Here is a 14309-nt window from a genome sequence, read left to right as displayed (position 1 = left end):
GGGGGGTGTGGGGTGGGAACCCCCCACGGAACCGCGGCCCGCCAGGGCCGGGGAGCTGGAAACTGTCTAACGGACCAGTTGGGCGACCCCGTCGGAGAGGTGCAGCTCGCGGTCGCAGGCGGCGGCCGCCTCCGGGTCGTGGGTGGCGAAGACGACCGCCGCGCCGCGGCGGGCCTCCTCCTGCAGGAGCTCCATGACCTTCTGCCGGTTGGTGGAGTCCAGCTCGCTGGTCACCTCGTCGGCGAGCACTACGGCGCCGTGCAGGGCCAGCCCGCGCGCGATCGCGGTGCGCTGCTGCTGGCCGCCGGAGAGCTCCTCGACCAGCTGGTCGGCCTGGCCGGCGAGGCCGAGCCGCTCCAGCGACGACACGGTCGCCCGCCGGGCGTCGGCCGGGGCCGACCCACCGGCGATCATCGCCACCTGGATGTTCTCCTGCGCGGTGAGGATCGCGGCGAGCCCGTTGTCCTGCGGGATCAGCACGACCTTCTCGGCCACGGCGTGGTCACGGTCGCGCAGCGGCGTGCTGTCCACGGCCACGACCCCGGCCGCCGGCTTCAGCAGCCCCGCCATCGCCCACAGCAGCGTCGTCTTGCCGGCCCCGGACGGGCCGGTGACGGCGAGGATCTGCCCCGGGGAGACGACCACGGACACGTCGCGCAGCACCGGGTGGTCCCGCTCGTACGCCACCGTGACGCTGTCGACCGTCAACGTCTTCACTGCATGTCCTCCAACATCTGCGACGACAACCCGGACCTGGCCGGCACCAGCAGCACCGTGCCGTCGGGCTGCGGCTCGACCCCGACCAGCGAACCGGGCGGCAGCAGGCGCAGCGCCTCCTGCGGCAGGTGCACCGTACCGTCGCGACCGACCACCGCGTAGTCCTCTCCGCGCCGACCCTCGGCGCCGACCCGGCCGTCCCGGATGGTGACGGTGCGACCCATCCGCTGGCCGACGTCCGGGTCGTGCGTCACGACGACCACCGTCGTGCCGGCCCGGCGGACCGCGTCCAGGGCGTGGAGCACCTCGTCGCGGGCGTGCGTGTCGAGCTGGCTGGTGGGCTCGTCGGCGAGCAGCAGTCCCGGCCGGGCGGCCAGCCCGACGGCGAGCGCCAACCGTTGACGCTCACCAGGAGAGAGTCGCTGCGGCCGCTGCCGGTTGCGTCCCCGCCCGTTGAGGCCGACCACGGCGAGCACCTCACGCGGGTCCGGGAGCTGCCGGCGCCGTCCGCCGGCGATGCCGCGCTGGGCGAAGCGCACGTTCTGCTCGGCGGTCAGGTAGGGCAGCAGGTTGCGCGAGGCACCCTGCAGCACCACCCCGACGTCGGTGGCCCGCAGCTGCTGCAGCTCCGCCGGGGTGGCCCGGGCCAGGTCGTGCGCGCCCACGCTGACCCGGCCCGCCGACGGCGGCAGGAGCCCGGCCAGCAGCGACAGCAGCGTCGACTTGCCCGACCCGGACGGGCCGAGCAGGGCGACCGACTCGCCCGGGGAGATGTCGAGGTCGACCCCCGAGAGGGCCACGACGTCGTAGCCCTCGAGACGGTAGATGTACACCAACCCACGGCACGTCACGGACAAACCGGTCACTGGGCACCGTCCCGCAGTCGTTCCGGCGTGGCGCGGCCCATCAGGCGCAGCACCATCAGCACCGCCGCCAGAAGACCGACCACGATGACGGCGACCGCCACGGGCAACGCGCCCATGCCGAGCCGCAGGGTGAAGGGCTCGGCGACCCCGACCGTGACGAGCGGGATGCCGGGCAGCATCACCATGGCGCCCACCAGCCCGGCCGCGAGACCGACGACGAGCGGCAGGCCGAGCAGCGCGCGGTACTCCCGGAACACCGCCCGGCGCAGCTGCCCCGCGCGCACCCCGGCCACCCGCAGGGCGGCCAGCTCGTAGAGGCGGGCCCGGACCCCGACGTAGGCGGTGAGCAGCACCACGCCGATCGCGAGGAGGATCGCCGCACCACCGGCGAGCAGGTAGAGCCACAGCCCGAGCGCCGGCGCGCGGCGGGCCAGCTGCGCGAGCTGCCCGTCGATGGTCTCGGTGCGCAGCACCTGCACGCCCGCCGCGGCGAGCCGCCGGTCGAGGTCCGCGGGTGCGGCGGCGGAGGCCCACACCTCGTAGCGCAGGGTGGCGTTGTCGGCGAGGCTGGCGCCGCGCTCGGCCATCCGGGTGGCGTAGTCGAGGTCGAAGAGCACCCCGCGGTGGCCGGCCCGGGGCAGCCCCGTGGCGTGCGCCGCGACCGTGAACGGCTGCGGCTGGTCGGAGAATCCGGGCAGCTTGAACGTCGCCGCGGCCGCGTCGTCGGTGGGCGCGCCACCGGCGAGGACGGCGGGCAGCGCCTCGGGCGTGTCGACGTGCTCCACGACGGCGTCGGCCGGGTCGCTGCCGGAGACGTCGACGCCGAGCGCCGCGCCGGACCGGACGGCGACCTGCGCGCCGCCGGTGGAGGGCCGGGGCCGCCAGCGGCCGGCGAGGTCGAAGCCGGCCGTGAGGGGCGCGCCGTCGGTGCTCAGTGCGCGGACGGCGACGCTGACCGCGAAGGGTTCGCTGCCCCCGGCGGCCCGCCCGATGGCCAGGCCGACCAGCCGGCAGCCGGTCGCGCAGCCGGTGAGGGCCGCATGGTAGGACTTCGTGCCCTTCCCCAGCCCGCCGAGCGGCACCGTGCGGGGCGGCTGCCCCGGCGCGGCGACGATCGCGGCGACCCGCAGCGCCGGTTTGGCCGGCAGCGCGTCGACGGAGATCTCGGCGGCGAGGTCCTTGCCGACCCGTAGCGGCGCGGCGACGTTCGGGTGCAGCCGCGCGGCCAGGTCGCCGACCTCGGCCCGGGAGTGCCCGCGCCACACGGCGATGTCCGCGAGCCGGCCGGACTGCACCCCGATCAGCTCGACGGGAGCGTTGTCGAAGCGCTGGCTGGCCCGCACGACGGCCATGGCGTGCCCGCCGGGGTCGGCCTTGTCGACCGCGGCCTCCAGCGCGGCGGGGTGGTCGGCGGCGACGGTGAGGACCCGCTGCGCGCCGACGGTGTCGTCGGCGGCGTCGCGACGGGCCTGCGCGGCGGCGTCCCACGCGGTCGCGGCGAACGTCAGCAGCGCCACCGCGACCGTGACCACGACGACCAGCCGCTGGCCGCCGGGGCGGCGGGACAGCTGCGCTGCGGACAGCAGCGGCACGATCCGGCCGCGCCGGCGGGCGATCCGCAGCCGGGCCTGCGACCACAGGCCGAGCAGCCGGGCGGCGGCGATGCCGAGGACGACGGCGAGCAGCGGCGGCGCCAGCAGCGCCAGGGGCGAGCCGCGGTCGTTCACGGCGGCGGCCAGGCTGGCCGCGGCGAGCGCCACGACGACGCCGTCCGCGACGCCGGCCCGCCAGCCACCCCGCTCGGGGACGCGCCGCAACAGCCCCAGGACCGGCCGGGCCAGGGTCTGCCGGCCGGCCAGGACGGCGGCGGCGAGGCCCGCGACCAGGGCCAGGCCCGCGGCGGCGAACACCGGCCAGCGCACCTCGACCCGGACCCCGTCGGCGAGCAGCGCCCCGGCGGCGGCCTGCACGAGCAGCAGTCCGGCGGCGATCCCGACGGGCACCGCCGCCGTGGTCAGCAGCAGCACCTCACCCAGGCCGAACCTCGCGGCCCGCCCGGCCGGATAGCCACGGAGCTTCGCCAGCGCGATTTCCGGCGCCCGCTCCTCGGTCAGCGACGCCACGAGCAAAAAGAGCACAAACCAACACAAAAGCAGCAATGGTACGGCGATGACCGGCGCTGTCCGTCCGATGCTGGACTGGTCGGTGTCGATGTCACGAAGGACCGCCGGGAGGGTGGTGGTCACCTCGAGCTCCTCGCCCCGCAGCCGGTCGCCCAGGGTCTGGATGCCGTCGCGGAGCCCGGCGACGTCGTCGAGCCGGACCCGGTCCGCGCGCAGCGGGTACTCCAGGCGGGTCGTCAGGGTCGCCGCGCGCTCCAGGCGCAGGTCGTCCTCGGTCATCGAGAACAGGGCGTCGGCCGTGGTCTCGCTGCCGCTGAAGTAGGAGGTGCGGCCCCAGTACGCGGCGCCGCCGTCCTTCGGGGTGTAGACGCCCCGGATCGTGAAGGTCTTGTCGTGCCCGCCGGTCGCCGGTCCCATGCGGACGGTGAGCCGGTCGCCGACCTTCAGGTTCTGGGCCGTGGCGGTGCGCCGGCTGACCGCGATCTCGCCCGGGTTGTCCGGGCAGTCGCCGTCGATGGTCAGGTGGTAGCAGGCGTTGTCGCGGAACGCGAGCTTGGCGCTCACGTCACCCAACGCGATCTCGGTGTCGATGGCCGCGACCGGCAGGTCGAGCCGGTCGGCGAGCAGCTGGTCCTTGGCGAGCGCGGTGTTCATGGCCAGCCGGATCTCGGCGAGGTCCTTGAACGCGGCGCTGTCTGCGGTGCCCTTTGCCCCGACGGTCAGCCCGGTCGCGTCGGTGGACGCGGCGGACAGGCCGTCGGTGAGCACGGACTGCTGCGCGGCACGGCTGTACGCGGGTGCGAGCACGGCCGCCGTGGTCGCCGTCACGGCGAGGAGGAAGACCACGAACGACCGGCCGGCCCGGTATCTGATGCCACGCAGCATGACGGTCCAGGCCGTCAAGATGTGCCCCCTGTGCTGGTCGAGCTGAAGGTTGACCCGCAGACCTTAGCGGCCGTTCGGCGCTTCGGTCATGGTCACCAGCTCTCCTGCCGCGGTGTGCGGATCCAGATCACCGTCCGCGACCTGCCGCGCCAGGTCCGCCAGCACCGCACCCTCCCTGAGGGCTTCCATCCGGGCACGCAGCGTGCCCAGGGCGATCGCCTCGATCTCGGCGGCGGCCCGGCGCTCCCGCCGTTTCCGGAGCTCGCCCGTGTCCTGCAGGTGCTCCCGGTGCTCGGTGATCGCCGCCACGATCTCCTCGACGCCCTCGGCCCGGGCGGCGACGGCGCGCAGCACCTTGGGCCGCCACTGGCCGGGGGCCCGCTCGCCGAGGCCGATCATGCCCTGGATGTCGCGGTACGTGGCGTCGGCGCCGTCCCGGTCCGCCTTGTTGACCACGAAGATGTCGGCGATCTCCAGGACCCCGGCCTTGGCCGCCTGGATCGAGTCGCCCATGCCCGGGGCGAGCAACACGAGGGTGGTGTCGGCGAGCCCGGCGATCTCGACCTCGGCCTGGCCGACGCCGACCGTCTCCACGATCACCGGGTCGCAGCCGGCACCATCGAGCACCCGCACCGCCTGCGGGGTCGCCGCCGACAGCCCGCCCAGGTGACCCCGGCTGGACATCGAGCGGATGTAGACGCCGGGGTCGGTGGCGTGGTCCTGCATCCGGACCCGGTCGCCGAGGATGGCCCCGCCGGTGAACGGGCTGGACGGGTCGACGGCGAGCACCCCGACCCGTTTCTGCTGCTTCCGGAACACCCGGACCAGTTCGTTGGTGGTGGTCGACTTGCCCACGCCGGGCGAGCCGGTCAGCCCGATGACGTGGGCGTCGCCGGCGAACGGCGCGAGGGCCGCCGCGACCTGCGGCAGCACCCCGTCGCCGTCCTCGACCAGCGACACCAGACGCGCGACGGCGCGGGGGTCACCCTCCCGCGCCCTCGTGACCAGCTCTGGAACGTCCCGCGATCGGCGGATACCTGTCATGTGTTGAATGATCGCCGGTTCAGGACTTCGGCACCCGGAGCAGGAGGGCGTCACCCTGCCCGCCGCCACCGCACAGGGCCGCCGCCCCGAGGCCGCCGCCGCGGCGGCGCAGCTCCAGCGCGAGCGTCAGGGCCAGCCGGGCGCCGGACATGCCGATCGGGTGGCCGAGCGCGATGGCACCGCCGTTGACGTTGACGATCGCGGGGTCGATGCCCAGGTCGGCGGTCGACTGCACGCCCACCGCCGCGAACGCCTCGTTGATCTCCACGAGATCGAGGTCGGCGGTGGTCAGGCCGGCCTTGCCCAGGGCGTGCTTGATCGCGTTGGACGGCTGGCTGGTCAGCGAGTTGTCGGGGCCGGCGACGTTACCGTGCGCGCCGATCTCGGCCAGCCAGGTCAGCCCGAGCTCCTCCGCCTTCGCCCGGCTCATGACGACGACCGCGCAGGCCCCGTCGGAGATCGGCGAGGAGGTCGCGGCGGTGATCGTGCCGTCCTTGCTGAACGCGGGCCGCAGCTTGGCCAGGGTCTCGACCGTGGTCTCCGGCCGGATCTGCTCGTCGTCGGTGACCAGCAGCGGGTCACCCTTGCGCTGCGGGATCTCCACCGGGACGATCTCCTCGGCGAAGCGCCCGTCCTTCTGCGCGGCGGCGGCCTTCTGGTGGCTGGCCGCGCCGAACGCGTCCTGGGCCTCGCGGGTGATCCCGAGCCGGGCGACGTGCCGCTCGGTCGACTCACCCATCGACACCTGGTCGTAGGCGTCGGTCAGGCCGTCCAGGGCCATGTGGTCCCGGATGACGACGTCGCCGTACTTGTAGCCCTGACGCTGCCCGACCAGCAGGTGCGGGGCGTTGGTCATCGACTCCATGCCGCCGGCGACCACGATGTCGAACTCGCCGGCCCGGATGAGCTGGTCGGCGAGGGCGATCGCGTCGAGGCCGGACAGGCAGACCTTGTTGACGGTCAGCGCCGGCACCGACATCGGGATGCCGGCGTCGATGGCGGCCTGGCGGGCCGGGATCTGACCGGCGCCGGCGGTCAGCACCTGCCCCATGATCACGTACTGCACCTGCTCGGGCGCGACGCCCGAGCGCTCGAGCGCCGCCTTGATGGCGACGCCGCCGAGCTTGGTGGCGGGAAAGTCCTTGAGCGCACCGAGCAGTCGTCCCATCGGCGTGCGGGCGCCGTTGACGATCACCGATTGAGTCATCGGGAGGCCTTCCGAGAGATGGTTCACATCGCACCGTCGCGACTGAACGATTACTAGGGTTCAGACTATCGCCATGACCTCCTCCGACCCGCAGTTGGATATCTCACCCGTCGGCATCCTGCGCATCGACCACGTCGGTATCGCGGTCGCGGATCTCGACGTGGCGATCGAGTTCTACGCCCGCGTCTTCGGCATGCGCGTCGTGCATGAGGAGACCAATGAGGAGCAGGGGGTGCGCGAGGCGATGCTGTCCGTCGGGCCCACCGACGAAGGTAGCCGCCTCCAGCTGCTCGCCCCGCTGAGCCCGGCCTCGACCATCGCGAAGTTCCTGGACCGCAGCGGTCCGGGCCTCCAGCAGCTCGCGTACACGGTGACGGACATCGATGCCACAAGTGCCGAACTGCGCGCCCGTGGCGTGCGGCTGCTCTACGACGAACCGCGCCGCGGCACGTCGGATTCGCGCATCAATTTCGTGCACCCGAAAGACGCCGGAGGCGTACTCGTGGAGCTGGTGGAGCCGTTCCGAGCAGCTTCGAGCAACCACTCCTGAACTGCTCAGTGGACTTCTTCACAGGCCGGTTCCTGATTTAGCTACCGTTCAGTAACGTCCGGGTCAGGGCATCGAGATGTGTTGCCGATCCCCATAGGCACCCCGCTTTCCGGGGTCTCACCCTTGATGCCTTCATCCCTGACGTTAGGAGCCATCGGTGCAGCAGATCCTCGACGCGATCATGCAGGCGGAAGGTGCCGCGGACCCGGCGGCCGAGCTGCGCGCCGTGGCCGGCCTGCCGGTGCCCTCCTCATACCGCGGCGTGGTCGTGCGCGCCGACGAGACCGACATGTTCGACGGCCTCGCCACCCGCGACAAGGACCCCCGCAAGTCCCTGCACGTGCAGGAGGTCCCCACCCCCGAGGTCGGCCCCGGCGAGGCGCTGATCGCGGTCATGGGCAGCGCGGTCAACTACAACACCGTCTGGACCTCGATCTTCGAGCCCGTCTCGACGTTCGGCTTCCTGCAGCGGTACGGCCGGCTCAACGACCTGTCGAAGCGCCACGACCTGCCCTATCACGTGGTCGGCTCGGACGCCGCCGGTGTGGTGCTCAAGGTCGGCCCGGGCGTGAGCAAGTGGAAGCCGGGCGACGAGGTGGTCGCGCACTGCCTGAGCGTCGAGCTCGAGGACGCCACCGGCCACGACGACACGATGCTCGACCCGCAGCAGCGGATCTGGGGCTTCGAGACCAACTTCGGCGGCCTCGCCGAGCTGGCCCTGGTCAAGGCCAACCAGCTCATGCCGAAGCCCGCCCACCTGTCCTGGGAGGAGGCGGCCTGCCCCGGACTGGTCAACTCCACCGCCTACCGGCAGCTGGTCTCCCACCACGGCGCGCAGATGAAGCAGGGCGACACCGTCCTCATCTGGGGCGCGTCCGGCGGTCTCGGCTCCTACGCCACGCAGTTCGCCCTCAACGGCGGCGCGACCCCGATCTGCGTGGTGTCCAGCCCGCAGAAGGCCGACCTGTGCCGGGCCATGGGCGCGGAACTGGTGATCGACCGCTCGTCGTTCACCTTCTGGAAGGACGAGCACACCCAGGACACCGCGGAGTGGCGCCGGTTCGGCGCCGAGATCCGCGCCCTGACCGGCGGCGACGACCCGGACATCGTGTTCGAGCACCCCGGCCGCGAGACCTTCGGCGTGAGCGTCTACGTCGCCAAGCGCGGCGGCACCATCGTCACCTGCGCCTCGACCTCCGGGTTCATGCACCAGTACGACAACCGCTACCTCTGGATGAACCTCAAACGCATCGTCGGCTCCCACTTCGCCAACTACCGCGAGGCGTGGGAGGCGAACCGGCTCATCGCCCTCGGGCGGATTCACCCGACGCTGTCGCGCACGTATTCGCTGGACCAGACCGGCCAGGCCGCCCACGACGTGCACCGCAACGCCCACCAGGGCAAGGTCGGCGTGCTCTGCCTGGCCCCGGCCGAGGGCCTCGGCGTCCGCGACCCCGACCTGCGCGCCCGGCACGAGCAGGCCATCAACCGCTTCCGCGATCAGTGACCGACTCCTGATCGCTGCCGAAGACCCCGCGGCGGGACGGTCACAATGACGTGACCCTCCCGGCGCGGTTTTTATTGCCCGGAACCGGCAGAACGCCCACGTCACCCCGGGTGAAACCGGTCTCCACCGGCTCACCGTTCGGTGACCTTGAAGTGGCCGGACGGCCAGTCGACACGCCGACAAAGCGTGACAAAAACGTGGCGTGTCCTGCCACGGCGAAGTTGACCTTGTGACCATCTCGGATGAGTGCGGCTGCACCCTTGCGAAAGCCCCCCCGTGGTCTGCAAGTATGTGCCAATGCCCCAGCAGCAGTCCTCGGTTGACTTCTTTCAGAACGGCTCGGATCACGAAGAGCTGAGTGTCGTCCTGCGCGGTTACGACCGTGCGCAGGTCGACGCCAAGCTGCAGCGGATCAACGCGCAGCTCCAGCAGGCCAACCAGGCTCGCGAAGAGGCCGAGGGTCGCCTCGCCGAGTCCCAGCGGCGCATCCGTCAGACCGAGCAGCGGCTCGGCACGATGGAGCAGAAGCTGAGCGACACGAACAAGCAGCTGGAGGAGAACAACCGGCCGACGCTGTCGGGGCTGGGCACCCGGGTCGAGCAGATCCTGCGGCTCGCCGAGGAGCAGGCCAACGACCACCGGGGCGAGGCCAAGCGGGAGACCGAGGGCATCATCTCCGCCGCCCGGCTCGAGGCTCGCGAGATCACCGACAAGGCGCGGGCCGAGTCCGCCGCCATGAAGGCGACCGCTGAGCGCGAAGCCGGCAACCTGCGCACCGCCGCCGAGCGCGAGGCCGCCGAGGTCCGGGTCCAGGCCCGGCGAGAGGCCGACACGCTGCGCGCCGACGCGGAGCGCGAGACCAAGCAGCTGCGCACGGCCACGGCGCACGAGGTGGCCGAGCTGAAGGCGACCGTCGAGCGCGAGGTGGCGACGCTGCGGGCCACCGCCGAGCGGGAGATCACCCAGCTGCGGGCCAAGGCCGCGCGGGAGGCCGAGGAGAAGCGCGCCGAGGCGACCAAGCTGCTGACCGACGCCCGGGACAAGCGCGACAAGGACCTGCAGTCCCTCGCGCTGGAGATCGCCGAGCGGCAGGAGAAGGCCGAGCGGGACGAGTCCTCCCGCCACGCCTCCGCGGTCGCCGCGACCCAGAAGCTCGTCAACGAGGCCGAGAGCCGCGCCCGGGCCGCCGAGGACCGGGCCAAGGAGATCGAGCAGCGGGCCGAGGCGCGCCGGGTCGAGTCCGAGCGCAGCGCCGCCGAGACCCTCGACAAGGCCAAGAACCTGTCGGAGAAGACGGTCAACGAGGCCCGCGCCGAGGCGCACCGCCAGCTCAGCGAGGCTCGCGCCGAGGCCGAGGAGACCACCCAGCGGGCCCGGCGCGAGGTCGAGGACCTCACCCGCCAGAAGGACGCGGTCACGTCGCAGCTCGGTCAGATGCTCTCCGGCCTCGCCGGGATCATGCCGTCGGTCCAGCCGCCGCAGCAGGGTGGCCCGGCCGACGCCAAGAAGGCCAAGTCCGGAGACGGCGACAAGGTTTCCGCCTGACGCTCGCGGGGCGCGGTGATCAGGCCGCTTCTCGATCATTCACGGGGAGTTCGATCGCACGTCCCGTCATGCGCGGTGGGTAATTGCGCGTGGCGGGACGTTGCGTGTGAGGATGGGTGTTATGTCAGACGGCGACCTCTTCGACACGGGCCCGGGCGGCGTCTCGTCAGAGCCCGACTTCGAGACCGCACTGCGTGGCTACAACCGCGGCCAGGTCGACAAGTACTGGACTCAGTCAGAGAACGAGATCCATGCCCTGAAGCTGGAGAACGAAGAGGTCTGGGGTCAGGTCCAGGCGCTCGCGTCACAGGTCCAGGACCTGCAGATGGAGCTCGCCGACCTGCGTCGGCGCGGCCCGGTGGGCGACGTCTCGTTCCGGCATCTGGGTGCCCGGGTCGAGCAGATCCTCGGCCTCGCCGAGGACCAGGCCGAGTCGATCCGCGCCAATGCCGTCCAGGACATCTCCGGCCTGCGCGCCGAGGCCGAGCGGCTGCTCTCCGACGCCCGTGGCCGCGCCGCCAAGGCCAACGAGGACTTCGAGCTCGCGCTCGGCGCCCGCCGTGCGGAGGAGGAGCGCGCGGTCACGGAGCGTCGCGCCGCCCTGGAGGCGGAGACCCGGGCGATCGAGGAGCGGGCCGCCGCGGGACGCGCCGAGGCCGAGCGGATCGTCGCGCACGCCCACGCCGAGGCGCAGCGCATCACCGCCGACGTCACCGCCCAGCTCGAGCAGGCCCGCCTCCAGGCGGAGCAGGAGCTGCAGGCGCTGCGGGCCGGCGCCGAGCAGCACTCGACGCAGGTCCGGGCCCAGGCCGACCAGCACGCCGCCGCCGCACAGCAGCACGCGACGGCCGTCACGACCCAGGCGCAGCAGGAGGCCGCCACGCTCCTCGCGCAGGCGCAGGAGCAGGCCGCCACCGTCACCGCCCAGGCCCGGCAGGAGGCCGAGTCGGTGGGCGCGCAGGCCCAGCAGGCCGCCGCGGCCGTCGCGGCCAAGGCGCAGGAGGCCGCGGCCACCGTCGCCGCACAGGCCGAGGAGCACGCCGCCGCCGTCAGCGCCCAGGCGCGGGAGGCGGCCGCGACCGTCGCCGCGCAGGCGGAGCAGGCCGCGACCGCCGTCACCGAGCAGGCCGCCGCGCAGGCGAAGGCCATCGCCGACGCTGCGGTGTCGAAGGCCGAGGCCGCCGCCGCCGAGGCGCACGCCGCCGCCACCGAGGCCCACCAGAAGAGCACCGACGAGGCGGCCCAGAAGGCCGGCGCCGAGGCCGCGCAGCAGGCGGCCGCCGCCCGCGCCGCGATCGAGCAGGAGCTCGCCGACCTGCGCGCCGCCCACGACGCCGAGCTCGCCGAGCTGCGCGCCACGGCGGAGCGGGAGCTCGCCGAGGCCGGCACCGCGGCGAAGGCCGAGGCCGATCAGCTCCGCGCCACCGCGAAGCGCGAGGCGGACGCGTTGCGGACCGAGGCCGCCGACGCCGTGACCGCCGCCGAGGCCGCCGTCACGAAGGCCACCGCCGACGCCACGAAGACCGCAGACGCCACCAAGGCCGCCGACGCCACCGCGGCGGCCGTCACGGCGAAGCTCGCCGAGGCGGAGGCCCGGCTGGCCGAGGTCCAGTCGCAGGAGGCCACCCTCCGCGAGCGGCTCAAGGACGCCACCGCGGCCGAGGCCCGCCTCGCCGAGCTGCGCGAGCAGGAGACGGCGCTGACCGAGCGGCTCGCCGCGACCGCCGCCGCCCAGGACGGCCAGGAGCAGCGCGAGCGGGACGTCACCGCCGCCGAGGCCCGCCTCGCGGAGCTGCGGGAGCAGGAGACGGCACTGACCCGGCAGCTCGCGGAGCTGACCGAGCGGGCGGAGGAGGCCGCCGGCGCCGAGGCGCGGCTGGCCGAGCTGCGGACGCAGGAGACGGCGCTGCAGGGGCGGCTCACCGAGGCCGCGGCCCAGGAGGCCGAGCTGCGGCGGCGGGTGAAGGAGTCCGCGGCCACCGAGGCCCGCCTGGCCGAGCTGCGGGAGCAGGAGACCGCGCTCACCAGCAAGGTCTCCCAGGCCGAGGCGGCGCTGAGCGCCGAGCTGGCCGGGCTGCGGTCGCAGGAGACGGATCTGACCACGCAGGTCGCGGCCGCCGAGGCCCGCCTGGCCGAGCTGCGGCAGCAGACCGTCGACGCCGAGGCGCTGAGCGAGAAGGTCGCCGCGGCCGAGGAGCGGCTGCGCCAGGCCGAGGAGCGCGCCGAGGCGGCGCAGCGGCGGGCCGAGGAGATCGACGAGCTCGCGACCGCCGCCGGGACCGAGGCCACCGAGCAGGCCGCCGAGACCATCCGGGAAACCGCCCGCCGCGACGCGGAGGCCACGCCGGCGGCAAGCACAACCAACGGCAACGGCAAGGTGAAGGTCTCCGCGGAGTAGTCGAAAGCCCCTGTGCACCAGGTGCGGAAAGCCGACACTCGGGTTGAGGACGTGGTGACAGATCACGTATCGTCCGCAAGTCTGCGCGGCGAGTCACGTACAGGGGGAGCAGTGTGAGCAGCACGGAGCAGGTGCAACGAGACCGCCCCGGACGCCACACCGCCCCACCTCCCCGGCCACGCCGGCTCACCGGTCGCGTCGTCGCGATCGGTGTGGCGGGCGTGCTCGTGCTGGGCGCCGGCATCTTCGCGGTCGTGCAGTACACGTCGGGCGGGTCACAGAGCCAGCCGGGCACCGCCGACGAGAAGGCCACCGTCATCAGCACCGACGGTGCCGTCGTCGACGGGCAGCAGCTGACCACGGCGCTGCACATCAAGGCGAACAACGTCAAGGTGATCAACTCGACCGTGCGGCACAAGGGCACGGTGGCGATCCGGGTGCTCCCCGGCGTCAGCGGCACCGTCGTGCAGAACACCGAGGTGTTCTGCGAGGGCAAGAACATGGTCGGCGTCGGCAACGGCGGTTACACCGCGACGAAGGTGCGGGTGCACGGCTGCGGCACCGGCTTCCAGCACTACGCGGGCGCGCCGGCGGTGGTCACGGACTCGACGGTCGACGACCAGCCCTACAAGGCGAGCTACGCCTTCTCGGAATCCGGCAAGAAACACCCGACGACCGGCGCCGGTCTGGTCGCGGGCCCGGTCAAGGCCACGAAGCCCTGGCCCGGCCCCGACAACACCGGGGTGCCGGCCGGGACGGAACTCACGCCGTACACGGGGAGCTACGTGATCACGGAGCCCGACACGGTCATCGACGGAAAGATCCTCACCGACTGCGTCGAGATCAAGGCGAAGAACGTCACGATCAAGCGCTCGAAGATCAACTGCAAGAACGAGGGCGGCATGATCATCCGGGTGTTCGACGAGCTCGTGACCGACGCGAGCCTGCTCGTCGAGGACAGCGAGATCACCGGTGACGGCGAGGGGCTCGGCGTCGGCTTCGGCCACTACACGCTGCGCCGCGTCAACATGCACAACCTCAACGAGGGCCCCCGGGTCTCCGACGGCGCGTTGATCGAGGACAGCTGGATTCACGGTCTGGTCTTCACCGACGAGAAGGACCACCAGGACGTCCTGCAGACGACCGGCGGCACCGGCATGATCGTGCGGCACAACACGCTCGAGGCGTTCAGCCCGACGACCAACGACCCGTTCAACGCGGGCTTCCAGCTCGGCTCGGAGACCGCCCCGAAGCTCAGCGACCTCCTGGTGGAGGACAACCTGTTCACCGGCGGCAACTACACGGTGAACCTGCGCCCGGACACCAAGGCGGAGAAGGTCGTGTTCCGCAACAACGTGTTCGTGCAGAACAGCCGCTACGGGCCGGCCTCCAACGAGGACCTCCCAGGCGTCACCTGGGAGGCCAGCAACGTGTACCTCGACGGCGGCAAGCCCGTCACGCACTGAG

At 72.8% G+C, this 14309-nt stretch carries 10 protein-coding genes; 5 read left to right on the top strand and 5 right to left on the bottom strand.

Annotated features, from left to right (window positions below; translation table 11 throughout):
- Positions 1 to 66: 66 nt before the first annotated feature.
- From ACFPIJ_RS41460 to ACFPIJ_RS41440, 5 genes are read right to left on the bottom strand one after another with little or no spacing between them, the layout of a single operon-like run.
- Positions 67 to 717, bottom strand: coding sequence for an ATP-binding cassette domain-containing protein (locus ACFPIJ_RS41460; RefSeq protein WP_380124012.1), 651 nt, complete (start codon positions 715 to 717; stop codon positions 67 to 69).
- Positions 714 to 1553, bottom strand: a complete 840-nt coding sequence (locus ACFPIJ_RS41455) for an ABC transporter ATP-binding protein (protein ID WP_380124010.1) — start codon at positions 1551 to 1553, stop codon at positions 714 to 716. Before ACFPIJ_RS41455 ends, ACFPIJ_RS41460 begins: the two co-directional genes overlap by 4 nt.
- Before the next feature lie 26 nt (positions 1554 to 1579).
- Positions 1580 to 4609, bottom strand: coding sequence for an FtsX-like permease family protein (locus ACFPIJ_RS41450; protein ID WP_380124008.1), 3030 nt, complete (start codon positions 4607 to 4609; stop codon positions 1580 to 1582).
- Between the two features lie 45 nt (positions 4610 to 4654).
- A complete protein-coding gene (gene meaB / locus ACFPIJ_RS41445) occupies positions 4655 to 5635 on the bottom strand; it encodes a methylmalonyl Co-A mutase-associated GTPase MeaB (protein WP_380124006.1) in 981 nt (326 codons plus the stop codon).
- 19 nt (positions 5636 to 5654) lie between these two features.
- Positions 5655 to 6842, bottom strand: a complete 1188-nt coding sequence (locus ACFPIJ_RS41440; protein ID WP_380124004.1) for an acetyl-CoA C-acetyltransferase — start codon at positions 6840 to 6842, stop codon at positions 5655 to 5657.
- Positions 6843 to 6915: 73 nt separating this feature from the next.
- Here ACFPIJ_RS41440 and mce point away from each other — a divergent pair, with 73 nt between their 5' ends.
- The 5 genes from mce to ACFPIJ_RS41415 all read left to right on the top strand — a co-directional run bounded on the left by mce (position 6916) and on the right by ACFPIJ_RS41415 (position 14308).
- The gene (gene mce / locus ACFPIJ_RS41435; protein WP_380124002.1) at positions 6916 to 7392 is read left to right on the top strand and encodes a methylmalonyl-CoA epimerase; all 477 of its coding nucleotides are present in this window, start codon (positions 6916 to 6918) and stop codon (positions 7390 to 7392) included.
- Positions 7393 to 7549: 157 nt separating this feature from the next.
- A complete protein-coding gene (gene ccrA / locus ACFPIJ_RS41430) occupies positions 7550 to 8899 on the top strand; it encodes a crotonyl-CoA carboxylase/reductase (RefSeq protein ID WP_380124000.1) in 1350 nt (449 codons plus the stop codon).
- 297 nt (positions 8900 to 9196) lie between these two features.
- Complete coding sequence (locus ACFPIJ_RS41425) at positions 9197 to 10444, top strand: coiled-coil domain-containing protein (protein WP_380123998.1); 1248 nt, start codon at positions 9197 to 9199, stop codon at positions 10442 to 10444.
- Positions 10445 to 10565: 121 nt separating this feature from the next.
- The gene (locus ACFPIJ_RS41420; protein ID WP_380123996.1) at positions 10566 to 12842 is read left to right on the top strand and encodes a hypothetical protein; all 2277 of its coding nucleotides are present in this window, start codon (positions 10566 to 10568) and stop codon (positions 12840 to 12842) included.
- Positions 12843 to 12955: 113 nt separating this feature from the next.
- Positions 12956 to 14308, top strand: a complete 1353-nt coding sequence (locus ACFPIJ_RS41415; RefSeq protein ID WP_380123994.1) for a hypothetical protein — start codon at positions 12956 to 12958, stop codon at positions 14306 to 14308.
- Position 14309: the final 1 nt, after the last annotated feature.

This window comes from Dactylosporangium cerinum (assembly GCF_042653625.1).
Lineage (GTDB): Bacteria > Actinomycetota > Actinomycetes > Mycobacteriales > Micromonosporaceae > Dactylosporangium > Dactylosporangium cerinum.
This window is presented reverse-complemented; position numbering and strand designations above follow the sequence as displayed.